Here is a 24,773-nt window from a genome sequence, read left to right on the forward strand (position 1 = left end):
ATTCGAGATATGATATCAATTACTCTTGGATTGAGCATTATTTTCCCATCGTTAGGCTTATAACCGTTTAAGGAAAGACATGACCCCATTGGCACTCATCATGATCATTGCAGCCTATTTGCTAGGTTCAATCTCTAGTGCGGTCTTAATATGCCGAGTCTTAAGACTTCCTGATCCAAGAACGGTAGGCTCCAATAACCCAGGCGCCACCAATGTACTGCGCGTTGGTGGTAAAGGCGCAGCTGCTGCCGTCCTCCTGTGTGACATGCTGAAAGGCACCATCCCTGTCTGGCTTGGCTACTACCTCAAGATCGACCCAATCATTCTTGGGGTTGTGGCAATTGCGGCGTGTCTAGGTCATATGTATCCGATCTTCTTCCACTTTAAAGGTGGTAAAGGCGTGGCAACCGCACTCGGCGCTATCGCCCCAATAGGATTCGATCTAACAGGAATGATCATGGCGACTTGGTTAGTGGTCGCGTTTTTGTTTCGTTACTCTTCTTTGGCCGCACTGGTTACTGTGCTACTTGCCCCTTTCTACGCTTGGTTAGTCAAACCTCAATACACACTGCCTGTAGCCATGTTGTGTTGTTTGATCGTGTTACGTCACCACCAGAATATCCGCCGCCTACTCGATGGCAGCGAACCAAAACTCGGACAAAAAAAATCGGCTTAAACTGTCACGTCTAAGCCGAACCATAATATTTAGTGTTTAAAGCTTACAGCAGATGTTTATCTAAAAACGTCTTAAGCATTGTGTTCACAAACTCTGGTTGCTCTAACGAGCTAATATGACCTGCGCCAGGAATCACCACTAATTCACTGCCCGTAATACAATCATGCATTAAGTATGACTCAAGTACCGGACGTGGTTTATCTTCTTGTCCTACAGCAATCAAAACAGGCAGAGCAAAGTTCTCTACCGATTCAATCATATCGCGACGTCCAAACACCATTCGACCAATTCGTGCCACTTCTTCAGCGCTGTCGCCCTCAAGAGCTGATAACTGCTGAGTAAAACCTTCCACTAAAGCTGGCGTGTTGGTTTGAGCATCATTAGCGAAGAACAGTGGAACAACCGCTTCAACAATTGGCTGAGGAAACGTCTTGGTTTGAGTGATGGTATCTAACATGCTGAAGTACTTAGCGTGAGCAACTTCTGGTTCTAAACCCACAAAAGTATCCATTAGAACCAAAGACTTAATACGTGAAGGTGCAAGTTCCGCTAACTCAGTCCCCCACATACCGCCAACCGATAAGCCAACTACTGAGAATTCTTCGATCTCTAAATGATCAAGCAGAGCCAAAACGTGCTGAGCGTAATCTTTCAAGTTACGCATCGAAGTGGGTGCTGCTTGAGATTCACCATGAGACCAAAGCTCTGGAACAATACAGCGATACTGAGCCTTTAATGCTTCGATCTGCGGCTTCCACATTGCACTATCCCAAAGGTAACTGTGGCCGAGTACAACAACAGGGCCTTGACCTTCATCTAGGTACGCCATCGATTGATTGTCTACTGTGAACTTGTTCATTTTCTTCCCTAATCTCTATCAGCAATTATTTATCGACATACAGTCGGTAAGCTAGGATATAAAAACGGCCGCACAAGGCGACCGTTTATCGAAACACTATAGTCAATTATGCAATTGGCTCTAGTTGGTCAATTGGCCAACGCGGTGTGGCATGAACAGACAAATCAGCCGTTTCGCCATTCTTCAGGCGCTGCATGCCCGCATAAGCGATCATCGCACCATTATCTGTACAGAACTCAGTGCGTGGATAGTACACCTCACCACCGACTTTCTTAGCAAGCGCCTCAAGCTCAACGCGCAGTTGCTTGTTGGCACTTACACCGCCAGCAATCACTATACGTTTCATGCCCGTTTCAACCAAGGCACGCTTACACTTGATTACTAAGGTTGCACAAACGGCTTCTTGGAACGCGTAAGCGATATCAGCGCGAGTTTGGTCATCATTATCGTTGTCACGAATGGTATTCGCTGCGAACGTCTTCAGACCAGAAAAGCTCATATCTAGACCCGGACGATCGGTCATTGGACGCGGGAACTTAAAACGACCCGGAGTGCCTTTTTCTGCCAAGCGAGATAGCAGTGGACCACCAGGGTAATCTAAGCCCATCAGTTTCGCGGTTTTATCAAACGCTTCACCCGCTGCATCATCAATCGATTCACCAAGGATTCGGTATTCACCAATGCCTTTCACTTCTACCATCATGGTATGGCCGCCAGAAACCAGCAGAGCCACAAATGGGAATGGAGGTGGATTGTCTTCTAACATTGGCGCAAGAAGGTGACCTTCCATATGGTGAACAGGCACAGCAGGCACGCCCCACGCATAAGCAATACTGCGACCAATCGTTGCACCGACAAGCAGTGCACCCACTAAACCTGGGCCAGCTGTGTAAGCCACACCATCAATGTCTTTCGACGTTAGGTTCGCTTCAGCTAATGCCGCTTTAATAAGAGGAATTGTTTTTTTCACGTGGTCACGCGAAGCTAGCTCAGGCACCACACCACCGTAATCGGCGTGCAGCTTTACTTGGCTATATAATTGATGAGAAAGCAGCCCTTGCTCATCATCATAAATCGCGATTCCTGTTTCATCACAAGAGGTTTCAATACCAATAATGCGCATAATTTTCTCGGCACGCTTTCGTCTAAAATGGGAAATTAGCGCAATATTACCCTGCCTAAGCTCTTCAAACAAATATTGTACAGACTATAATCGACAAAGTGCTTTACAAAGCCACTGTGATCGGATTAAAATTCCGCACCATTTTTGATCAAGCTGGTTAATGGCCAAACGCGAATAGAGAGTTAGCTCGATGGGTAACTTCTCTGATTTGGTACTGAGTGGCCAGCGATAATGAATAACCCCTGAGGTGAAAGGCATATGCCAATAGTTAAAGTACGTGAAAACGAACCGTTCGACGTTGCACTACGTCGTTTCAAGCGCTCTTGTGAAAAAGCAGGTATCCTTTCTGAAGTTCGCCGTCGCGAGCACTACGAAAAGCCAACTACAGTTCGCAAACGCGCTAAAGCAGCAGCTCAAAAGCGTCACGCTAAGAAGCTAGCTCGCGAAAACGCACGTCGCGTTCGCCTGTACTAATAACTTAATCCATAAGGACTGAGTTATGGCTCTTATTGAACAACTCAAAGAAGAGCAAAAATTAGCGATGAAAGCCAAGGACAAACCGCGCCTTGGCACTATCCGCTTAGCTCTTTCAGCAATTAAGCAACGTGAAGTTGACGAACGGATCACTCTGAACGACGACGACATTCTTGCTGTATTAGTTAAAATGGTTAAGCAACGTCGCGATTCTGTTGCTCAATATGAATCGGCAAATCGTCAAGATCTTGCTGACGTGGAAAAAGCAGAAATTACGGTACTTGAAGGCTTTATGCCTCAACCGCTAACTGATGAAGAAGTTATTGCACTACTTGATAGCGCAATCGCCGAAGCTCAACCAGCGGGCATGCAAGACATGGGTAAAGTAATGGCTATCTTGAAACCACAAATTCAAGGGCGTGCAGATATGGGTAAAGTTAGTGGTTTAGTTCGTTCTAAACTCGCTTAATCCCAAATCAAATTGCAACAAGCCGTGCAATCCTTCGGAACGCACGGCTTGTTTGTATCTGTAACCTATTCAAACTATTATTATCCACACTCTCAGTTAGTGCATTTTTCTAAGGTTTTATGGCAGGACACATCCCGCGTAGTTTCATCGATGATCTCCTAGCGCGTCTCGACATTGTCGACATTGTGGACGCACGCGTGAAACTTAAGAAAAAAGGCAAAAACTATGGTGCTTGTTGCCCATTCCACAACGAAAAGACCCCTTCTTTTAGCGTAAGCCAAGAAAAACAGTTTTATCACTGCTTTGGTTGTGGCGTACACGGTAATGCTATCGACTTCATTATGGAGTTCGAACGTCTCGATTTTGTTGAAGCTATTGAAGAGCTAGCCTCTTTCTTAGGCCTCGATGTTCCTAGAGAACAACGCAGCGGCGAAATATCAACAGCACCAAGAGCCAACAGCGAACAAAAACGTAACCTCTACGATTTGATGGGCGGCATCAGTAATTTTTACCGCTCTCAACTGAAAATTTCAGCCAACAAACCTGCGATTGATTACCTAAAGAATCGTGGCCTTTCTGGCGAGATCGTCCAGAAGTTTGGTATTGGTTATGTGGCCGATGAGTGGGACTTAGTTCGTAAGAACTTTGGCCAACAGAAAGAAGCCCAAGACATGCTCGTGACTGGCGGCATGCTAATCGAGAACGATAAAGGTAACCGATACGACCGATTCCGTGGACGCGTAATGTTCCCGATTCGTGATCGTCGTGGCCGTGTGATTGGTTTTGGTGGTCGTGTATTAGAAGACGGCACACCCAAATACCTCAACTCACCAGAAACGCCTATCTTCCATAAAGGCAAAGAGCTTTACGGCCTTTATGAAGTGCTGCAAGCCTACCGTGAACCGCCGCAAATACTTGTGGTTGAAGGTTACATGGATGTCGTGGCTCTCGCGCAATATGGTGTCGATTACTCAGTGGCATCACTGGGCACCTCGACAACTGGCGACCACGTTCAAATGTTGTTCCGTCAAACCAGCACTGTGGTTTGTTGTTACGATGGTGACCGAGCAGGTAAAGAGGCCGCATGGCGCGCACTAGAAAACGCACTTGAGTATCTGAAAACAGGTAACACGCTTAAGTTTCTGTTCTTGCCCGACGGTGAAGACCCAGACAGCTATATTAGAGAGCATGGCAAAGCCGCTTTTGAACAGCTAGTCCACAATGCGACGCCGCTTTCGACCTATTTGTTCGATAACCTGATTGAAATACACAAGTTGAACTTGGGAACAACCGAAGGGAAATCAGCACTGCGTGCACACGCCAGCGCCTTGATTAACAAAATTCCTGACAGTTACTTCCAAGAATTGCTCGAAAAACTGCTCGATGAGCGAACTGGATTTGATAACCAATTGCGACGTGCGCGTGTTCATACACAGAACCCGACACCTCAACCGCATAAAGAGCTGAAGCGCACTCCAATGCGTGAAGTTATCGCTTTGCTTATCCAAAATCCGAGCTATGCTGATATGGTACCGGATTTATCAAGTGTCAAAGGCTTACAGTTGCCTGGACTAAGTTTATTCGTCGAAGTACTTGATAAATGCCACGCGCATCCCCATATCAACACAGGCCAATTATTAGAGCATTGGCGACATAATAAACATGAGGCTCTTCTGTCTCGTCTCGCGAGCTGGGAAATCCCCCTCGACGAAGACAATCAAGAAGACATATTTTTAGACTCATTGGACAACATACTTGCCCAGTGCGTTGAAAAACAAATTGAAAACCTGCAGGCCAAAGCAAGAAGCGTCGGTTTATCAGCCGAAGAAAAAAGGGAGCTACTAGCTTTAATGCTAGATCTAAAAGCGTAACCCTGTTTGATTAGTCAGCATTTAATAAATTTGTTAACATAATTGGTTTGCATTTGAGAATGCAACGTCCTTCACCAGACCTGAAGTTGGATATCATCTATGGATCAAAATCCGCAGTCACAGCTTAAATTACTTGTTATTAAAGGCAAGGAACAAGGCTATCTGACCTACGCCGAAGTAAACGACCACCTACCTGCAGAAATCGTGGATTCTGAACAGGTAGAAGACATCATTCAAATGATCAACGACATGGGTATCAAGGTAGTTGAAACTGCACCTGATGCTGATGATCTAGCACTTAATGATGACGATGCCAATATAGATGAAGATGCAGCCGAAGCTGCAGCTGCTGCGCTTTCAAGCGTAGAAAGCGAGATTGGCCGTACTACTGACCCAGTTCGTATGTACATGCGTGAAATGGGTACGGTTGAACTACTGACTCGTGAAGGCGAAATCGACATTGCGAAGCGTATTGAAGATGGTATCAATACAGTTCAACTATCGGTTGCTGAGTACCCTGGCACTATTCCATACATCTTGGAACAGTTTGACCGCGTACAAGCAGAAGAGATTCGCTTAACAGACCTAATCAATGGCTTTGTTGACCCAGACGACGATGGCACAGCTGCGCCAACGGCGACTCACATCGGTTCAGAACTTGCTGAAACTGATCTGGAAGACGAAGACAAAGAAGACGATGAGGAAGAGGAAGAAGAAGATACAGGTATCGATCCTGAGCTTGCTCTTGAGAAGTTCACAGCGCTTCGTACTAGCTACCAGAACCGTCAGCTAGCGATCAACGAGTACGGCCATGAAAGCCCGAAAGCAATGCTTGCAACAACAATGATGCAAGACGTATTCAAAGAGTTCCGTCTAACACCAAAACAGTTTGATTACCTAGTAAACGAACTGCGTAACTCTATGGATCGCGTACGTACTCAAGAACGCCTAATCATGCGTCAAACGGTTGAGTACGGCAAAATGCCGAAGAAATCTTTCATTGCTCTATTCACTGGCAACGAATCTAGCGAAGCATGGTTGGATGAAGTTCTTGCTTCAGACAAGCCATACGCAGAAAAGATCAAACGTAACGAGCACGACATCCGTCGCTCTATCCAAAAACTGGATATGATCGAACGTGAAACGTCTCTTACTGTTCAAAGCATTAAAGATATCAGCCGTCGTATGTCTATCGGTGAAGCGAAAGCTCGTCGTGCGAAGAAAGAGATGGTTGAAGCGAACTTACGTCTAGTAATCTCGATTGCTAAGAAGTACACAAACCGTGGTCTACAATTCCTGGATCTAATCCAAGAAGGTAACATCGGTCTGATGAAAGCCGTAGATAAGTTTGAATACCGTCGTGGTTACAAGTTCTCTACTTACGCTACGTGGTGGATCCGTCAAGCAATCACTCGTTCGATTGCCGACCAAGCTCGTACTATCCGTATTCCGGTTCACATGATCGAAACGATCAACAAACTAAACCGTATCTCTCGTCAAATGCTACAAGAGATGGGTCGTGAACCACTTCCGGAAGAGCTAGCTGAACGCATGCAAATGCCTGAAGACAAGATCCGTAAAGTACTGAAAATCGCTAAAGAGCCAATCTCAATGGAGACACCAATCGGTGACGACGAAGATTCGCACCTAGGTGATTTCATCGAGGATACAACGCTAGAACTGCCTTTAGACTCTGCAACGGCAACAAGCCTACGCGGCGCAACTAAAGACGTTCTTGCTGGCCTAACACCTCGTGAAGCTAAAGTACTGCGTATGCGTTTCGGTATCGATATGAACACTGACCACACTCTTGAAGAAGTGGGCAAGCAGTTCGACGTAACTCGTGAACGTATCCGTCAGATCGAAGCAAAAGCACTGCGTAAACTTCGTCACCCAAGCCGCTCAGAAACTCTGCGTAGCTTCCTAGACGAGTAATCACACGCTTTAGTGCGGTTAGCTTTTAAGCATAAATAAGAAAAGGTGAGCGTTGGCTCACCTTTTTTTTATCCGTATGATTTAAGTGGCTAAGATGTAAGCGGAATTGCCCCTTATAGTGTCTAGACACCACTGAATGCTTCCCCTATAATCTATGCCCTACGGCCCCTTAGCTCAGTGGTTAGAGCGCACGACTCATAATCGTTCGGTCCCCAGTTCAAATCTGGGAGGGGCCACCAAATTTAGAAAGGCGTAGAAGGTTAGTACCTACTACGCCTTTTTTCTTTTTCAGAAAGCTGGGTGCTCTTACGGGTGCTCCTATAATATTCACTATGCTCTCTCCACTTAGCCTCATATCTTGTCAATATAGACTTTCAACCAGTACTTAGTATTTGCGGTAACTCATAGTAAAATCACTGTACGGTTGGTCTATTGCTGATAATCCAATAAGATGCGATAACCCGTTTCTAAGAAGAAGAGTATATGGCTGTATATAACACAGCGTCAGACTCGGCTAACACAGCCGTACGAGCATTCCTAACGAAAGTGGGAGAGTTTTACCTAGGGCACTCATTCAACACTACAAGTGGCAAAGGAAAGAAGATTTGGTTGCAAATTAGAAATGAGCAATTTGATTCATCATGCGCTTATTGTGGTGAAAAGAAGGAAAGCTTGCAAGTTGAACACTTGTACATGTTCAACCGCTCTGAATACGGCTTACATCACCCTGGAAACATTGTTCCTTGCTGTAAACTGTGTAACAAGCGCTCCAGGAACGAGGACAACACATATTGTACTTGGGAGCAGCACTTACTCTATGTTTGTAGACAAAACTATGAAATAGAACAGTTTGAACTAAGAAAGCAACGAATTCTTGATAATTTTGAAATGTTTAATTATCCAAAGCTGAACGACAAAGAACGACACGCCATTCGTGTAATAGCAAACAGCCTTTATAACAATATTAAAGCCGAATCAGAGAAGTCACTAAACCTATACAAACAATTAGACGAAGCATTTGTTAGATAGGTTCAATCATGTTGGCAAACAGCTACGCCGCCATAGCTATTTGCAAATAAAACGGTAGAATGTCGCGGCTTAGAATCTTGAAGGTTAGTTGAATGTCACACAAAGCTATAGATTTATTTGCCGGCGCAGGTGGATTCAGTTTAGCTGCACATAATCTCGGCTTAGATATAATAGCAGCTATAGAGCTTGATAAAACGGCTTCTGAAACATATCACCTCAACCTCATAGAGAGATTAGGGCAAGATACCAGCCTACTTAACGAAGACATACTTCAAATAAACCCAGAATCACTAAGAGAAGAGTTGGGAATTGAAACCGGGGAATTATCAATTATTCTTGGTGGACCACCATGCCAAGGATTTTCGAGTCATCGCATAAAAGATGCGGGGGTTAATGATCCGAGGAACAAGTTACTTCTTCGCTACTTCGATTTTGTTGAAGCTTTTCTACCTAAAGCTTTCCTAGTAGAAAATGTGACTGGTCTTTTTTGGGAAAGGCATAAAAGTTATTTAGACAACTTTTTAGCTTTAGCTGAACAGCACCATTATAACGTTGTATTTTGTGACACCTTAAACGCAAAGGATTATGGTGTTCCTCAAAATCGAAAACGAGCGTTTATTTTAGGGATTAGAGAAGATACAAACACTTTAAACTTTCCCCCACTAAAGACTCACTTTTCGCCAGCTTCAAAAGAAGTTAAAGAAGGGGCGAATAAATGGAGAACCGCTTCATCGGTATTTGAACCCCTAACACCTGCTTTGATAGAACAGTATGTTAAAGAACACTTTAGGGATCATACAAAGCTTAAAGATAACGAAGCTAGGTTAGTGCTGGAGAATTTGGAAGCTGGAAGTGAAATTAATTTCGATGACCCATGCAATGTACATATGCAACCAACCGAAAGAATGAAAGAGCGCTTTAAGAAAACTCGGTTGAACGGAAGTCGTACAGATGCAGGCAAGGAATTTGAACTTAAATGCCACGCAAATGGGTATCTAGGACATAAAGATGTATATGGAAGAATGTTTATACATCAGCCTTCAAATACTATCACAACTGGCTGTAACAACCCCTCTAAAGGACGGTTTGTACATCCCTGGAAAGATCATGGTATAACTTTAAGACACGCAGCAAGATTACAAACATTTCCAGACGAATTCACTTTCGTAGGAAGCTCGACTCACCAAGCCAAGCAAATTGGCAATGCTGTACCACCAGAGCTTGGTCAGATACTCATAAACGCCATTATGAATGGAATTGAATAGAAAAAGAGTCTATTATATAGGCTCTTTTTTTTTAATATTAACTAGTTAACCACCATATGCAATTCTGCGAGATTACTAAATATGGCCATTTTTAAAACACGAGCTAGAGCATTAGACTTACTAGGTCGCCAACAAATAGCAGGCATTCCTACTGCAATTAATGAACTTCTCAAAAACTCCCATGATGCGTATGCCGATAAAGTCGATATCGATTACTTTCGTTCTAAAGATCTATTCATTTTAAGAGATGATGGCATAGGAATGACCAAAGATGATTTTGAAAATCGTTGGTTGACACTTGGGACTGAATCAAAAGTAAAACATAAGAAGTCATTAGAGCCTCGTATCGATGGAAGTAAAGACTTCCGAATACCAATGGGTGAAAAAGGTATAGGCCGGCTTGCAATAGCATCAATTGGAAAACTAGTGCTAATTGTGACGAAAGCAAAAGGCAAAAATGAAATTACTGCCGCCCTTATTAATTGGCAACTTTTCGAGATCCCAGGGTTAAATTTAGAAGATATATCGATCCCAATACAAACATTTAGTTCCCTTCCTAACCAAGAAGAACTTTCTTCCATGAAGGCCGAATTAAAAACTTCTATCGATAGATTAAATGATCAAGACGATCTCTCAGAACAAGAATACGAATCATTAACTAATACATTAAATAATTTCGAATTTTGTCCAAGAGAAATAGATAAAAAGCTAGTTGGTAAATATGAGTTAGATGACCTAAATAAAGGTGGAACTTTTTTCTATATCTCATCTGTAGATCCAATCATTAATACCGATATTGACGGTTCTAGTAAAGGAAAAGAAGCTACTAAAATTGAAAAAATGCTGATGGGCTTTCACAACACAATGACGCCTGAGCACCCAAAACCTACTTTAGATATTGTATTTCGAGACTATAAATATAATGATGATAATTATATTGGTATTATCGATCGGGAACACTTCTTTTCAGTTGATGACTTTGAAAAAGCAGATCACCACTTTGAAGGGCAATTTGATGAATATGGCCAATTTAAAGGAATGGTTAAAATTTATCATGAGAAAACGTTTGATCACATCGTTAACTGGACTGAGAATAATTTCAAAACGACACGATGCGGGCCGTTTTCTATAAATTTTGCTTATATTCAAGGTAGAAAAATAGAATCTATATTAGATCCTGAGAATCACACTAGAATAAAAGAAAAAGCCAATAAGTTTGGCGGACTATATATATATAAAGATAACATCAGAATATTACCTTATGGTGATTCTGATTATGATTATTTAGAAATTGAAAAAAGGCGAAACCTTAGATTTTCATCCTTCTTTTCATATCGAAGAATGTTTGGTGTTATCAATATTACACATGAAGACAATGGAGAATTAAAAGAAAAGGCTGGACGTGAAGGCTTTATAGAAAATAAATCATACCGTCAAATGCAAAATATTCTAAAGAACTTCTTTGTACAAATAGCTGCCGATTTCTTTTCATCAGATGATAATTCACCTAAGTCAGAGTTGTGGAACAGCAAAAAAAATGAAATAACTCAAACTTATAAAGCACTAGAAAAAAGAGAAAAGCAGGCAAAGGAACGTAAAGTAAAATTTGAAAAGAATCTTAATCAGTTCTTTGAACTTTATAAAAATGACACATTCAATGAACAGGTTAATTACCTCTTAAATGAAATAAACTTTGATTTTAAAAGCGTTGCCTCTGAAAAAGATGAGGATTTAGCTAGCCAAAAAATTCTAGATGTAGAGTCGATATCTAGACAGAAGCTATCTGATTATAGAAAGTCTATCATCGTGCCTTCTCCTAGAGGGTTTTATATAAAAGGCGAAGTAAAAAGAGATTATGAAACTTACCTAGAGTTAATAGATGAGGTCAATCTAAATATATTTGAAAAAGCTTTTTTAAAAATAGATGATATTGTTGAAGAAACTGTATCTGTTCTTCACATAGAGCTTAATAAACGAAGACGATTAGAGCAGGCTGTTGAAGCCATCTCAAATCAAGCTAAAAAGTTGAACTCTGATAAAAGAAAAGCAGCTAATGAATCAGCTTTAGATATTTCCAAAAGAGTAAAGTCACTTGCAAGCGAGCTAATGATTGATCTTGACGACCAAATAAGAGAAGTCAAAGACAAATTTAAAAAAGTATCTATAGAAGATGAGCCAGATATTAATTTGGTTGCTATGCGCAATGCTTTATCTGACGAAATAACACTAATTTCTGAACGAAACACGAATGTACTTGATACCATAATCCGTCAATTAGAAGGGATTTATTGGGAGAAAGATGAAGACAATAACTATATAACAAATGACCAAATCACTAGCGCTCTTAGCGAAGAGCTAGAGAGTTTACGTGATAAAGTGAATGTCGATGTTGAACTTAGTCAGCTAGGGCTAGCTGTCGGTGTAATACACCATGAGTTTAATAGTACAGTTAGATCTATTAGGCATAGCTTAAAGGACCTAAAAGCTTGGTCAGATGTAAACGAGGATCTTGATGGTGTGTATAAAAATATCAAGATAAACTTCGAGCATTTAGATGGTTACCTAAACCTTTTCACCCCATTAAATAGAAGACTATCTCGACGTTCTGAAGAAATTAAACTTTTAGAAATAAAGAACTTTTTGATTGACCTTTTTAAAAGCCGGCTTAAAAGGCATAACATTGAATTTAAGCATACTAATGGTTTTGCAAAGGGAAAAATCATTGGTTATAGATCAACTTTTTACCCTGTTTTTGTAAATGTTATTGATAATGCCATTCACTGGTTAAATGAAAGTGGGAATGAAAATAAAACAATTAGACTTCACGCCGACAAAGAAGGGAATGTTTATATTTCCAATAACGGGTTAGAGATTAAGCCTCAAGATAAAAACAAAATTTTTAGTCTTGGGTTTTCTCGGAAAGATAATGGCCGAGGCATGGGCCTTCATATCAGCAATGAAGTTCTCGAATCAGCAGGTTATGAATTGATTCTAGATGAAGCAAGAGATAATTCTACAGTTACATTTAAACTATCCAAAGGTAAAGACAATGACTAATTTTACTCAGTTATCACAAGACGCAGCTAGTAATTTTCTCCAGAGCATTGTCTTCATCGATGACAAGGCATACCAAAGTAACGACACTAGTGATCAACATGACTTTAATGCGAAAGAGATTACTAAAGTATTCTCTGAAAATGGTAAAGTTTGTGCAGTTTACGAACCTAGTACAACTCAAGAAATTGACTCCCTTATCACTGTGGCAAAGAAAGCAGACGTTGCTGTTATCGACTGGCAGATTGTTATTGACGACCAAAGAGAAACAGAGGAAGAAGAAAGTGACGATGAAGCTGATGCTGATATTGATGACGTGAGAGGGATATATACGAAAAAAATAATAAATCAGCTTTTACTCGATGAATCATGTAAAAACAGTATCAAGCTTATTTTAGTCTATACAGGTGAGACTGACCTAGAGAAAATTGCCATTGATATACATCAAAGTATCAATGATAATAATTTAGAAGGTTTTAATATTGACTCTAATGATTCATGTACAATAGTTTCAAAATCTTGTCGAATCATGGTTATAGCAAAATCTAACCGTGAAGAAGAAAGTGGTCAGCATGCCGATTTATTAAGATCAAAGAGAGTTACATACGCTGAGCTTCCAGTGTTTATTACGCAACAATTCTCATCTCTAACTAGTGGTTTACTCTCCAATTTTGCAATGGCATCACTTTCTGAAGTAAGGCGAAATTTCAATCAGATTTTGAGTCAATTTTCAAAGAAACTTGACGCAGCTTATCTTGCGCATCAATCTCTATTACCAAACACTCATGATGCAAATGAACTGTTAATTGAGTTACTTGGTAGCACTTTTATGTCTACATTGCGGTACAAAGGACTCAACCAATATATCAATAATGACCTTATTGAAGCGTGGCTAATGGAGAACGTTCCAGAAAGACAGTTTCACCTCAAAAAATCAAACGGTGATAATGAGACCATTACTTTCTCATTAAGTCACAATAAATTAATGCGACTTCTTGGCTCTCATGACGTGGTTGAAACGAAATATAGAGAAGTTATTAAAGATGGTGAAGACAATGGCCAACTCACAAACAAGAGACTAGATCTTCTAGCTTCTAAGTTTGCCATCACGCTATTTACGGATGACTCTAACTATAATGAAATAAATCATAAATTTGCAAACTTATGTCAACATAGAAACATAATTACAAATGATAGTTACACCCCAAGCTTAACCTTAGGGACAGTTGTAAAAAGCACTACTGAGAACAATTACTATATTTGTATACAACAGCGATGTGATTCAGTTAGATTAAATGAAGACAATACTCGACGCTTTTTATTCTTGTCCTTAACAGAGGTAACAGACTCTCAAGACGTAAAAACATTTGATTTCCTTACTCCAACAGGTACTAAGCTTAAGGTAAACAAAGGAACTTATGCATTAAGAACTGTAAAGTTCAATGGTTCTTCAACAGGCACAGTTCCATCTGAGTTAATTTCGACACAACGCTTATTTTACCCTACCCATCACTCAGAAAACATTCCTGAGGCATTTCAATTTATAGTTGAACTGAAAGAAATGTACGCACAAAAAATCATAGAGGAATATAGTGGTAGCCTCTCTCGTGTCGGGCTAGATGAGCCGGAATGGGTAAGGCGATACAATTAGACAAAGATTTGCGAGACACTTATATTCATAAGTGTCTCTTTATATTTAATTCACCATATCAAAGAAGATTTATATTTACACTGCAATATAGACATCAGGCTAGTAAGTCACTTTCCATTCCCTTGTTCTTCTTGTTAAAGCCCCCTACCAACACATCTTCACCAACGAGGGTTGGTGTTTTTTGTTTTTAAAAAGCTCTATAGCTAGAGCTGAAAAGTGATTTTTCTGCATTAAATCGGTAAAACAAAGAGATAAGTGTATCTATAAATTTGAGGTTGTTTCATAACTGGCCGGCTCATAATCGTTCGGTCCCCAGTTCAAATCTGGGAGGGGCCACCAAATTAGAAAAGCCAGAACAGTTCACGCTGCTCTGGCTTTTTGCTTTTCTAGCCCTTTATCTTCTAGCTCAACGCTCTGCCCCATTCGTCCAGTTTCTTCTATGTGACTAAACATACTTTTCTTTTATAAAAAAATCGGCAATATGAGAGTACACAAATCATTCAATAGTTCAGGGAAGACTCATGAAAGACGAAACGCTCTCGATTCACTTCGGCTACGACACTGATCCAACAACCAAATCGGTTGCGACTCCTATTTACCAAACCGTTGCTTACGAATTTGATGACGCACAACACGGTGCCGACCTCTTTAACCTCGCGGTGCCAGGTAATATCTACACTCGTATAATGAACCCAACCAATGATGTGTTGGAAAAACGCATGGCAGCCTTAGAAGGCGGGATTGCAGGCTTAGTGGTGAGTGCAGGCAGCGCGGCGATCAACTACGCGATTCAAACGTTGGCACAAATCGGTGACAACATCGTTTCAACGCCTCAGCTTTACGGTGGTACTTACACCCTGTTTGCTCATATGCTGCCAAACCAAGGGATCGAAGTTCGCTTTGCTAAAGACGACAAACCAGAAAGCTTAGCAGCACTGATTGACAAAAAAACCAAGGCGGTTTACTGCGAAAGTATCGGTAACCCAGCAGGTAATATTATCGACTTAGAGCGTGTTGCTGAACTTGCTCACGCACAAGGTGTACCTGTGATTGTTGATAACACGGTGGCGACGCCTGTACTGTGTAAACCTATCGATTTTGGTGCCGACATCGTGGTGCACTCACTAACTAAATATGTGGGTGGTCACGGTACAACGTTAGGTGGCGTGATTGTCGACTCAGGTAAATTCCCATGGGCAGAGCACAAAGACCGCTTCCCTGTGTTTAATCAGCCAGAGCCTTCTTATCATGGCGTGGTTTATACCGAGGCATTTGGTGAGGCTGCGTTTATTGGTCGTGCTAGAACGGTTCCCCTGCGTAATACAGGTGCAGCACTGTCACCAATGAATGCTTTCATGTTGATGCAAGGTTTGGAGACCTTGTCGCTACGCATGGAGCGACACACAGAGAATGCCTTGAAAGTAGCGGAATACCTCAAGCAACACGAGAAAGTCAGCTGGGTAAGTTACGCTGGCCTGCCTGATTCAGAATTCTATCCACTCGCTGAAAAGTACATGCAAGGTAAGCCATCGGCCATTCTATCTTTTGGTTTAAAAGACGGTTATGAAGCCGGCGTTCGCTTCTATGATGCACTGCAAATCTTCAAGCGCTTGGTTAACATTGGCGATGCGAAATCTCTCGCTTGTCACCCAGCTTCGACGACACACCGTCAACTAAGCGAAGCTGAACAGAAACAAGCCGGTGTATCACCGGAGATGATTCGCCTATCAGTAGGTATCGAGCACATTGACGATATCTTGGCTGACCTAGAGCAAGCACTGAGCACTTAATGACGCTACAGCTAGCTCTAACACTGATCGTTAACTAACAGACATAAAAAAGCCCATCACTGAATGGGCTTCTTATTATCTATTTCTTAGATAAGCTGTCGATTACTCAACTGTTACCGCTTTCGCTAGGTTACGAGGTTGGTCAACGTCGGTACCTTTGATTAGCGCGACATGGTAAGAAAGCAGCTGCATCGGCACTGTGTAGTAGATAGGCGCTGTTACTTCACTTACGTGAGGCATCTTGATGATCTTCATGTTCTCATCACTTTCAAAGCCAGCGTCTTGGTCAGCAAATACGTAAAGTAGACCGCCACGAGCACGTACTTCTTCAACGTTTGATTTCAGCTTCTCTAGCAAGTCGTTACTTGGTGCAATAACGACAACTGGCATATCTGCATCGATAAGAGCCAAAGGACCGTGCTTAAGCTCACCAGCAGCGTATGCTTCTGCGTGGATGTAAGAGATCTCTTTCAGTTTAAGAGACGCTTCCATCGCGATTGGGTAGAACTCACCACGACCCAAGAACAGTGTGTGATGCTTATCAGCAAAATCAGGTGCTAGCGCTTCAATCTCTTTATCAAACGCTAATGCTTTCTCGATATCAGCAGGCAGTTGGTGAAGTGCTTGAACGATTTCCGCTTCTTTCTCTTCATTGATACGACCTTGTAGACGACCAATTGACGTTACCATCATCAGCATTGCTGCTAGTTGAGTTGTGAAAGCTTTAGTAGAAGCAACACCGATCTCCGTTCCTGCGCGAGTCATGAAGGCAAAATCAGACTCACGAACCAGCGAAGAACCTGCAACGTTACAGATGGTCATCGCTGACATGTAACCCTTCTCTTTTGCAAGACGAAGTGCAGCAAGCGTATCCGCCGTTTCACCAGATTGAGACAGAGTCACCAATAGGCTATTCGGACGAACAACGAAATCACGGTAACGGAATTCAGAAGCGATCTCTACGTCACAGCTTACGCCCGCTAGAGATTCAAACCAGTAACGCGCAGCCATGCCTGAGTTGTAAGACGTACCACATGCGATGATCTGCACGTGTTCAACCTTGCTTAGGATCTCTTCAGCTTTAACGCCGATCGCGTTAGTGATAACCGAAGTCTCAGAGATACGGCCTTCCATCGTGTTGATCAGCGCTGTTGGTTGCTCAAAGATCTCTTTCTGCATGAAGTGACGGTATTGACCTTTATCGCCTGCGTCATGTTCAGCGTTTGATTCAACGATTTCACGCTCAACACGCTCGCCCGCGACATCAAATACAGTAACATCACGACGAGTTACCTCAGCAACATCACCTTCTTCTAGGTACATGAAGCGACGAGTTACGCTCAGTAGCGCCAGTTGGTCAGAAGCAAGGAAGTTCTCGCCGACACCAAAACCGATAACGATCGGGCTACCAGAACGAGCCACAACAATACGGCTAGGATCTTTGCGATCAACCGCAACCGTGCCGTACGCACCGTCTAATTGTTTTGCTGTTTTCTGTAGCGCTTCAACCAAAGAAGCTGAAGTGCGAAGTTCCCACTCAACTAAGTGAGCAATAACTTCTGTATCCGTTTGTGAAGTAAATACGTAACCACGCTCTTGCAGCATAGCGCGCAGTGCTTCGTGGTTTTCGATAATGCCATTGTGTACAACGGCAATATCACCAGACATGTGTGGGTGTGCGTTCGCTTCAGATGGCTCACCGTGTGTCGCCCAACGTGTATGAGCGATACCTGTACCACCAATCACTTGTTGCTCTTCTACCGCGTCAGCTAGCTCTTGCACTTTACCTAAGCGGCGCACACGAGTTAGGTTAGATTCAGTATCGACGACAGCGACACCTGCTGAATCGTAGCCACGGTATTCTAGACGACGAAGGCCTTCTACTAAAATTTCAGCTACATCACGCTGTGCTACTGCACCAACAATTCCACACATAGTTTCACTCCATCAATTTTGTTTTATTCCTATTGGCAGCAAGCAAAGGCCAGATCTTTATTAAGATCAATTATAGGAAAGTAAATGCATAATACTTAAATTTGTTTTTACGCTGGATCGGTCAGGATCACTCGAACATCATGTGATTCGATACTTGCTTTGGATTCTTCGCCTAAGTCTGTATCGGTAATTAAGATGTCAATGTGTTCCCATGCCAGCTCTAAGTTCGGGATCTTTCGTCCCACTTTTTCCGACTCAACCATCACGATCACTTCTCGTGACACTTCAGCCATTACTTTGCTCAGGCCAACCAGTTCATTAAACGTGGTTGTGCCTCTATCAAGATCGATACCATCGGCCCCGATAAATAGTTGGTCAAAATCATAAGCGCGAAGCACCGACTCTGCGACTTTGCCTTGGAAAGAGTCCGAATGGGTATCCCAAGTGCCGCCAGTCATTAATAACGTCGGCTCGCTTTCAAGCTCATTAAGCGCATTAGCGACGTGCAATGAGTTGGTCATGACAACCAAGCCACGCTTAGCATTAAGCTGCTGAATTAGAGCACCGGTCGTACTGCCACTATCGATCACGATGCGGTTATGGTCGCGAATTAAATCTGCAGCGGCTTTTGCCAATGAAACCTTTCGAGTCGAAACTTGTTGACCCAGTTCTTCGTTGACAACCTCTTTCGGTAACGAAATCGCACCACCATAACGGCGTAAAAGCTGACCGTTTTTCTCTAAAGACGCCAAGTCCTTTCTAATAGTGACCTCTGAGGTTTCAAACTTAGCGGATAATTCATCAACACTAACCTCCCCTTTTTCATTCACTAGGTTAGAAATTGCATGTCTTCTGAGCTGGGTGTTTCGTTTCGACATTTAAAAAGGCCACTAAGTTTCGATATGAAACATATTATAGTTACAACGAAACTATTTAGTCCATTTATTTTGATCCAAAAAATTAATAAATAGCGATAAAACCTTGTCCTAAGACAATTGTTAAGCAGTGATATTGAACTCATTAGGTGGTAGAATCCGCACCCGAAAAGAAAAAAAATTACAAAACTGACTGTTATTTTTTTGCAACCTACCCCCTATATAGTGGGGTAAGTCACAGAAAACCGATGTTGAATCAAAATCTTTTAGTCATAAAATGACTAAAATTGATGAAAGACTTACAACTCTGAAGGACATATTGGAAGTCCCGCGCTTTTACACAACAGGCACAAAATGTTGATGTAGCGGACCAATCTTCAGAACTTAAATAAATTTCAAATTGTAACAATACTTACCGGAGAGTACCTTCCATGAAAAAGACCAAAATCGTATGTACGATTGGCCCTAAAACTGAATCTGTAGAGAAGCTAACTGAATTAGTAGATGCTGGCATGAACGTTATGCGTCTTAACTTCTCTCACGGTGATTTCGCAGAGCACGGCACTCGTATCGCGAACTTCCGTAAAGTAATGGAAAACAAAGGTGAGCAACTTGCTATCCTTCTAGATACTAAAGGTCCAGAAATCCGTACTATCAAACTTGAAGATGGTAACGACGTAGATCTAGTAGCTGGTCAAGAGTTCACTTTCACAACTGACGCAACAGTTGTTGGTAACAAAGACGTAGTAGCAGTAACTTACCTAGGTTTCGCTAAAGACCTAACAGCGGGTAACACTATCCTTGTTGATGACGGCCTAATCGAAATGGAAGTTATCGCAACAACAGAAACTGAAGTTAAGTGTAAAGTTCTTAACAACGGTGCTCTAGGCGAAAACAAAGGTGTTAACCTTCCTGGCGTTTCTGTTCAACTTCCAGCTCTTTCTGAGAAAGACAAAGCTGACCTTAAGTTTGGTTGTGAGCAAGGCGTAGATTTCGTTGCTGCTTCTTTCATCCGTAAAGAAGAAGACGTTAAAGAAATCCGTGAGCTTCTAAACGCTAACGGCGGCGAGAACATCCACATCATTTCTAAGATTGAAAACCAAGAAGGTGTAGATAACTTCGATTCAATCCTTGAAGCTTCTGACGGCATCATGGTTGCTCGTGGTGACCTAGGTGTTGAAATCCCAGCTGAAGAAGTAATCTTCGCTCAGAAGATGATGATCGAGAAGTGTAACCGTGCACGTAAGATGGTTATCACTGCAACTCAAATGCTTGACTCTATGATCAGCAACCCACGTCCAACTCGTGCAGAAGCGGGTGACGTTGCGAACGCAATCATGGATGGTACTGATGCAGTAATGCTTTCTGGTGAAACAGCTAAAGGTAAGTACCCAGTTGAAGCTGTTACTATCATGGCTCAAATCGCGAACCGTACTGATTCAGCTCTTAAAGCTGAGCTAGGTTCTCGTCTAGACAGCCCACGTCTACGCATCACTGAAGCAGTATGTAAAGGCGCTGTAGACACAGCAGAGAAGCTAGCTGCTCCTCTAATCGTTGTTGCAACTGAAGGCGGTAAGTCTGCACGTTCAGTACGTAAGTACTTCCCAACTGCAAACATCCTTGCTCTAACAACTAACGAAAAGACAGCTGCACAGCTAGTTCTTACTAAAGGTGTTAAGCCAGTTCTTGTTGACTCTATCGAGAACACAGACGCGTTCTACATCAACGGTAAAGAAATCGCTCTACAATCAGGCCTAGGTAACAAAGGCGATATCGTAGTTATGGTTTCTGGTGCTCTAGTAGCTTCTGGTACTACAAACACAGCATCTGTTCACGTTCTATAAGAATGAACCGATTCGCATAAAATATAAAAGAGGGCTTCGGCCCTCTTTTTTTATGAAACAAAATCTTGCCTAACTTTTCAGTACGCTGTATTATCAATCACAATAGAACTACGTACTGTTAACTTCCAATTGGCTCTTTCTAAGAGACGGATTAGCAGACTAGAAATCATATATAGATGAGGTTTGTAATGTCTAGTCCTACGCTCACTGACAAAGTATCAAAGATGATTCGCCAAGATATTCTTAATGGTGAGTTAACCCCAGGCCAAAAGCTCGTTGTTGCTGATCTAAAAGCACGCTACAACGTTGGCGCATCCCCTATTCGCGAAGCCTTGGTACAGTTATCTTGGAGCAAATACGTAAAGCTAGAGCCACAAAAAGGCTGCTGGGTATCTCCTGTATCAAAGAAAGAACTGAATGACCTATACGAAAGCCTTCGTGTTGTATCATCGGTTCTGCTTAAAAAAGCGATTTCAGCGGGTGATGAGAGCTGGGAACTGGATGTACTAACGTCTTACCATAAGCTGTCACGAGTACAGTACGTATCTGAAGAGTTTGATTGTGTTGAATGGGAAGAGCGCCACCAGCAATTCCATGTCGCACTGCTTGAAGGGGCAGATTCAGAGAACATGTTTAAGTTCTTTGATGACCTAATCAACCAAGTGAAACGTTACCGCTTCCTCGCTATGTCTGCAGAAAGCGCATCTGATGATCTGTTCAATATTGATGAGCACGAAATGATCATGAAACTAGTACTCTCTAAGAATGTAGAACAAGCAACAGAACTGCTTGATCAACACTTACTAGGTTCAATGAAACGAATTGAAGAAGTTATCGAAGCGGCATAATGCCAAGATAGATTCTAACCAAATAAAAACGGAGCCCAACGGCTCCGTTTTTTTGTTTCCAGTACCACGACTGAACTACCACCCAAAAAACTCTTTGTGATGAGTATTGAGCAGCACAACCATAGGTAAAAAATACAATGCACTAAGCTGAAAGCCAAGAATGGCTAATGTGCCTATGGTTAACCTCACTAAAAAATCGACAAACATACCACGCCTCTTTTAACCAGACTGTATGATCCCCAAACTCTTGCTCCAGCTAACCTAATTCTACTGCTGCCTTTCAAGTTATTGATAAGGCTAGCTAACCAGCTGAATTAAGTTAACGGTGTCATCCTTTTATATCTGGTAAACACTCTATTTATTGCATCGTTTAACACGATGTAATCTGAAGCAAAGTAGTTTACTTACTGTTCATTTTAGCTCAAATTTTCACCAACATTAGACTTTAGTCTAACTGTATAGATTTTGTGACACAGGTCGCTCAAAAGTGAGATTCCTAATAAAAAGAGGGGAAGGAAAAAGGAGTCGGGGCGCGACTTGAAGAGGTGAAGCAAATAGAAGACAGGACTAGATAGAGGCGAACCTAAGCGACATCATCATAGCTAGGACACATAGAGACCGTATTACGACCAGACGATTTAGATTCGTAAAGCGCAACATCCGCACACTTGTATGAACGAGTGCTGTTACTGGTTAAATCCGTAAAGCCAACACTCACCGTTACCTTAGTTCCGGCGGCTAGCTCAATCTCGATTCGTAAGCGATCCAATACGCGCTTTGCTTCTGGTAGTGAGGTGTGTGGCATCAAGAGTGCAAACTCTTCTCCTCCAACACGTGCAACAAAGTCCGTCCCACGAAGGCTGTCTTGCAGAAGCTTAGCAACACCAGCGATCACACGGTCGCCTTCGTCATGGCCAAGTTCATCATTGATTCGCTTGAAGTTATCGATGTCGACTAAGGCTAAGCACGTGGTCGCTTCGTTCGGGTAACGCTCAACCAAGCGAGAATAGTAGGCCAACTGCTCTTCGAACTTTCGTCGGTTCCAGAGGTTGCTCAAAGAGTCACGTTCACTCAAGATCCTCAAACGCACCTCAAGCTCCTTCCTCACGGAAATATCAACCAACGAGGTGATGTAGTAGCTGACTTTGCCTGAATTGTTTTTGACCGCATGCACTCGCATGATCGCAGTAAAAGGAATACGCAGCTTGTTCTTACACTGAACCTCCCCTTCCCATACTTCTTCTTGCTCTAAATGACTCCAGATAGCCGAGCTTGAGAGTACTTGGTCGGTATTCTCAAGCAGCAACTGCAATGCATTCTGACCGATCACTTGTTTTTTGCAGTACCCAGTCATGTTCTCAAATTCGTTATTGATCATCATTGTGCGGTGCTGCTTGTCAGAGATCATCACTGCCGACATACCATTCAATGCGGCGCGTGCCAATTTACTTTCTAGGCTTCGGCGTCGGTAGTGCGTCACCAGGTAAGCAAACGGGAAAGCGAATATCAACACCGTAATCAGAACAATGATCTCTTCATGGGCCAAATCATCTAGATCACGCTCAGCCCGATCCATCAGTTGCTTTTGATTAAGTTGAATCAGTAAATGGACCTTTTGACTGTTCGCGAGCATAACCGTATTAAAGGCAAACAAATTACCATCTTCAAAAACGTGTCCCACCTGATCATTGGAGATCGCATCCCACGTTTTAGGCGCGATATTTTTCAGATTGTAACCTTTTCTTTCAGGAATAGAGTCTCCGAACAATTTACCGCTGTTGTTACTCGCGATGAAGTAGCCCGCGTCATTGAGAACTTCTGCTCGAAGATCGTTATCAGGTGAAAAGCTCAGACGCGACGATAAGCCCCATACATCGAGATTGATGACGAGATAGCCTACTCTTTCGTCAGGGGTTTCTACGGGGGTAAAGACACGGATTACCGGCGAATACGGGAAGGTGACTTCACCATGCTCTGTTTCAAGCTCAATACCCCAACCGCCAATCTGTTCGGCTTCTAGTTTTTGAGCGTATTGGAAGTAGTTAGAATCCGACCTATCTTGCAGTTGTTGAGGAAACGTCACTCTACCGGTATCAGAGGAGTAGTTCACGCGCACCAATTCTTTACCAGTGACATCTAACAGATGGATTTGTGTATACCACTTCTGGTTGACTAGAACAGATTGCCAGACCTCTTCAAGTAGATGTTTGGTTTGGTCTGAGGGAGAGGAAGCAAAGTTAACCAAGCTCTGGCTATGACTGAGTAGCTCCATTACCGAGACTAACTGAGTCTTGAGAAGATCGTAATCTCGCTTGGCATACACTAATTGATGAACGGCTTGCTTAGCTGAGTAGTCAAAGCTCTGCTGTTTTACTTCTTTGTAGCGCTGCAAATAATACAGACATACTGCAGAGGACAATATGATAGAGATAATCAGCAATGTAATTATTGATTTTTTATTTCGCATTGCTAACTCAGATGAATGGAAGTGCAGCGCGGGATTATAGCACTCTAAAAAATTAACAAAATAAAAGCCGCTTAAAAAAGCGGCTTTAAAGTTATTTTTTAAAGACTTATCGTCTAGGCTTTCAACGCACGTTCGCCTCGTGCAATGCCAACAACACCACTTCGAGCTACTTCAAGCACTTCCGTCACTTCAGACAGCGCCTGAATGAAGGCATCCAGTTTCTCGCTCGTACCCGCCATTTGAACCGTATATTGAGAAGCCGTGACATCAACAATCTGACCACGGAAGATATCTGCTGTGCGCTTCACTTCTGCTCGAGCAAAGCCGCTCGCACGTACTTTTACCATCAACAGCTCACGTTCAATGTGCTCAAGCTCAGACACTTCTTGTACTTTAAGTACGTCGATTAGCTTATGCAGTTGTTTCTGAATCTGCTCAAGCTGCATTTCGCTCGAGTTAGTAGTGACGTTCAAACGAGACAGCGTCGGATCATCGGTTGGAGATACGTTCAAAGACTCGATGTTGTAGCCACGCTGAGAAAACAAGCCAACCACACGAGAAAGCGCACCAGGTTGGTTTTCCATTAGTAGTGAAATAATGTGTCTCAT

General features: G+C 42.5%; 18 protein-coding genes and 1 tRNA gene. 13 read left to right on the forward strand and 6 right to left on the reverse strand.

Annotation, left to right across the window (positions count from 1 at the left end):
- Positions 1-79: 79 nt before the first annotated feature.
- Positions 80-676 carry a glycerol-3-phosphate 1-O-acyltransferase PlsY gene (gene plsY, locus OCV20_RS14620; RefSeq protein ID WP_009847793.1) on the forward strand — a complete coding sequence of 199 codons (597 nt, stop codon included), beginning with the start codon at positions 80-82 and terminating at the stop codon, positions 674-676.
- Positions 677-719: 43 nt separating this feature from the next.
- Here the strand turns inward: plsY and OCV20_RS14625 are convergent, their stop codons facing one another.
- Positions 720-1,535: an alpha/beta fold hydrolase gene (locus OCV20_RS14625; RefSeq protein WP_086773796.1), complete on the reverse strand. Its 816-nt coding sequence runs from the start codon at positions 1,533-1,535 to the stop codon at positions 720-722.
- A gap of 106 nt (positions 1,536-1,641) precedes the next feature.
- Positions 1,642-2,658: a tRNA (adenosine(37)-N6)-threonylcarbamoyltransferase complex transferase subunit TsaD gene (gene tsaD / locus OCV20_RS14630; RefSeq protein ID WP_017061410.1), complete on the reverse strand. Its 1,017-nt coding sequence runs from the start codon at positions 2,656-2,658 to the stop codon at positions 1,642-1,644.
- A gap of 258 nt (positions 2,659-2,916) precedes the next feature.
- Between tsaD and rpsU the strand changes: the two genes are divergently transcribed.
- The 10 genes from rpsU to OCV20_RS14680 all read left to right on the forward strand — a co-directional run bounded on the left by rpsU (position 2,917) and on the right by OCV20_RS14680 (position 16,196).
- Positions 2,917-3,132, forward strand: a complete 216-nt coding sequence (gene rpsU / locus OCV20_RS14635; RefSeq protein WP_004396009.1) for a 30S ribosomal protein S21 — start codon at positions 2,917-2,919, stop codon at positions 3,130-3,132.
- A 25-nt stretch (positions 3,133-3,157) separates the two neighbouring features.
- The gene (locus OCV20_RS14640; protein WP_017069475.1) at positions 3,158-3,601 is read left to right on the forward strand and encodes a GatB/YqeY domain-containing protein; all 444 of its coding nucleotides are present in this window, start codon (positions 3,158-3,160) and stop codon (positions 3,599-3,601) included.
- A gap of 119 nt (positions 3,602-3,720) precedes the next feature.
- Positions 3,721-5,472: a DNA primase gene (dnaG, locus tag OCV20_RS14645; protein WP_017069474.1), complete on the forward strand. Its 1,752-nt coding sequence runs from the start codon at positions 3,721-3,723 to the stop codon at positions 5,470-5,472.
- 99 nt (positions 5,473-5,571) lie between these two features.
- On the forward strand, positions 5,572-7,407 hold the full coding sequence (rpoD, locus tag OCV20_RS14650) for an RNA polymerase sigma factor RpoD (protein WP_086773798.1): 1,836 nt from the start codon (positions 5,572-5,574) through the stop codon (positions 7,405-7,407).
- Between the two features lie 163 nt (positions 7,408-7,570).
- A tRNA-Ile gene (locus OCV20_RS14655) sits at positions 7,571-7,646 on the forward strand.
- A gap of 244 nt (positions 7,647-7,890) precedes the next feature.
- Complete coding sequence (locus tag OCV20_RS14660) at positions 7,891-8,436, forward strand: HNH endonuclease (RefSeq protein ID WP_086773800.1); 546 nt, start codon at positions 7,891-7,893, stop codon at positions 8,434-8,436.
- Between the two features lie 92 nt (positions 8,437-8,528).
- Positions 8,529-9,701, forward strand: coding sequence for a DNA cytosine methyltransferase (locus tag OCV20_RS14665; RefSeq protein WP_086773802.1), 1,173 nt, complete (start codon positions 8,529-8,531; stop codon positions 9,699-9,701).
- 81 nt (positions 9,702-9,782) lie between these two features.
- Entirely contained in the window at positions 9,783-12,758 is a 2,976-nt protein-coding gene (locus OCV20_RS14670) for an ATP-binding protein (protein WP_086773803.1), read from the forward strand.
- Positions 12,751-14,406, forward strand: coding sequence for a response regulator receiver domain (locus OCV20_RS14675; protein ID WP_086773805.1), 1,656 nt, complete (start codon positions 12,751-12,753; stop codon positions 14,404-14,406). Before OCV20_RS14670 ends, OCV20_RS14675 begins: the two co-directional genes overlap by 8 nt.
- Positions 14,407-14,927: 521 nt before the next feature.
- Positions 14,928-16,196 (forward strand): O-acetylhomoserine aminocarboxypropyltransferase/cysteine synthase family protein, encoded by a 1,269-nt coding sequence (locus OCV20_RS14680; protein ID WP_086773806.1) that lies wholly within the window; start codon positions 14,928-14,930, stop codon positions 16,194-16,196.
- A gap of 102 nt (positions 16,197-16,298) precedes the next feature.
- On the opposite strand, the gene glmS is transcribed toward OCV20_RS14680, so the two are convergent.
- Positions 16,299-18,131: a glutamine--fructose-6-phosphate transaminase (isomerizing) gene (gene glmS / locus OCV20_RS14685; protein WP_050643142.1), complete on the reverse strand. Its 1,833-nt coding sequence runs from the start codon at positions 18,129-18,131 to the stop codon at positions 16,299-16,301.
- A 107-nt stretch (positions 18,132-18,238) separates the two neighbouring features.
- On the reverse strand, positions 18,239-19,009 hold the full coding sequence (locus tag OCV20_RS14690) for a DeoR/GlpR family DNA-binding transcription regulator (RefSeq protein ID WP_048614888.1): 771 nt from the start codon (positions 19,007-19,009) through the stop codon (positions 18,239-18,241).
- A 428-nt stretch (positions 19,010-19,437) separates the two neighbouring features.
- Here OCV20_RS14690 and pykF point away from each other — a divergent pair, with 428 nt between their 5' ends.
- Both pykF and OCV20_RS14700 read left to right on the forward strand, forming a co-directional pair.
- Entirely contained in the window at positions 19,438-20,850 is a 1,413-nt protein-coding gene (gene pykF, locus OCV20_RS14695) for a pyruvate kinase PykF (protein ID WP_017061403.1), read from the forward strand.
- A 224-nt stretch (positions 20,851-21,074) separates the two neighbouring features.
- Positions 21,075-21,698 carry a GntR family transcriptional regulator gene (locus tag OCV20_RS14700; protein ID WP_029405749.1) on the forward strand — a complete coding sequence of 208 codons (624 nt, stop codon included), beginning with the start codon at positions 21,075-21,077 and terminating at the stop codon, positions 21,696-21,698.
- Between the two features lie 583 nt (positions 21,699-22,281).
- Here the strand turns inward: OCV20_RS14700 and OCV20_RS14705 are convergent.
- Together OCV20_RS14705 and ilvN are read right to left on the reverse strand one after the other, a co-directional pair.
- A complete protein-coding gene (locus OCV20_RS14705; protein WP_050646335.1) occupies positions 22,282-24,165 on the reverse strand; it encodes a sensor domain-containing diguanylate cyclase in 1,884 nt (627 codons plus the stop codon).
- A 113-nt stretch (positions 24,166-24,278) separates the two neighbouring features.
- On the reverse strand, positions 24,279-24,773 hold the full coding sequence (gene ilvN / locus OCV20_RS14710; protein WP_008219984.1) for an acetolactate synthase small subunit: 495 nt from the start codon (positions 24,771-24,773) through the stop codon (positions 24,279-24,281).

The sequence above is a fragment of the Vibrio coralliirubri genome (assembly GCF_024347375.1).
Lineage (GTDB): Bacteria > Pseudomonadota > Gammaproteobacteria > Enterobacterales > Vibrionaceae > Vibrio > Vibrio coralliirubri.

Excerpts from the sequence above, each read along its gene's own strand:
- OCV20_RS14680 (WP_086773806.1), top strand. The coding sequence starts at position 14,928 with ATGAAAGACGAAACGCTCTCGATTCACTTCGGCTACGACACTGATCCA.
- OCV20_RS14690 (WP_048614888.1), bottom strand. The coding sequence starts at position 19,009 with ATGTCGAAACGAAACACCCAGCTCAGAAGACATGCAATTTCTAACCTA.
- dnaG (WP_017069474.1), top strand. The coding sequence starts at position 3,721 with ATGGCAGGACACATCCCGCGTAGTTTCATCGATGATCTCCTAGCGCGT.
- OCV20_RS14660 (WP_086773800.1), top strand. The coding sequence starts at position 7,891 with ATGGCTGTATATAACACAGCGTCAGACTCGGCTAACACAGCCGTACGA.
- ilvN (WP_008219984.1), bottom strand. The coding sequence starts at position 24,773 with ATGAGACACATTATTTCACTACTAATGGAAAACCAACCTGGTGCGCTT.
- OCV20_RS14700 (WP_029405749.1), top strand. The coding sequence starts at position 21,075 with ATGATTCGCCAAGATATTCTTAATGGTGAGTTAACCCCAGGCCAAAAG.
- OCV20_RS14670 (WP_086773803.1), top strand. The coding sequence starts at position 9,783 with ATGGCCATTTTTAAAACACGAGCTAGAGCATTAGACTTACTAGGTCGC.
- OCV20_RS14665 (WP_086773802.1), top strand. The coding sequence starts at position 8,529 with ATGTCACACAAAGCTATAGATTTATTTGCCGGCGCAGGTGGATTCAGT.
- plsY (WP_009847793.1), top strand. The coding sequence starts at position 80 with ATGACCCCATTGGCACTCATCATGATCATTGCAGCCTATTTGCTAGGT.
- glmS (WP_050643142.1), bottom strand. The coding sequence starts at position 18,131 with ATGTGTGGAATTGTTGGTGCAGTAGCACAGCGTGATGTAGCTGAAATT.
- OCV20_RS14625 (WP_086773796.1), bottom strand. The coding sequence starts at position 1,535 with ATGAACAAGTTCACAGTAGACAATCAATCGATGGCGTACCTAGATGAA.
- pykF (WP_017061403.1), top strand. The coding sequence starts at position 19,438 with ATGAAAAAGACCAAAATCGTATGTACGATTGGCCCTAAAACTGAATCT.
- OCV20_RS14705 (WP_050646335.1), bottom strand. The coding sequence starts at position 24,165 with ATGCGAAATAAAAAATCAATAATTACATTGCTGATTATCTCTATCATA.
- OCV20_RS14640 (WP_017069475.1), top strand. The coding sequence starts at position 3,158 with ATGGCTCTTATTGAACAACTCAAAGAAGAGCAAAAATTAGCGATGAAA.
- tsaD (WP_017061410.1), bottom strand. The coding sequence starts at position 2,658 with ATGCGCATTATTGGTATTGAAACCTCTTGTGATGAAACAGGAATCGCG.
- OCV20_RS14675 (WP_086773805.1), top strand. The coding sequence starts at position 12,751 with ATGACTAATTTTACTCAGTTATCACAAGACGCAGCTAGTAATTTTCTC.
- rpoD (WP_086773798.1), top strand. The coding sequence starts at position 5,572 with ATGGATCAAAATCCGCAGTCACAGCTTAAATTACTTGTTATTAAAGGC.
- rpsU (WP_004396009.1), top strand. The coding sequence starts at position 2,917 with ATGCCAATAGTTAAAGTACGTGAAAACGAACCGTTCGACGTTGCACTA.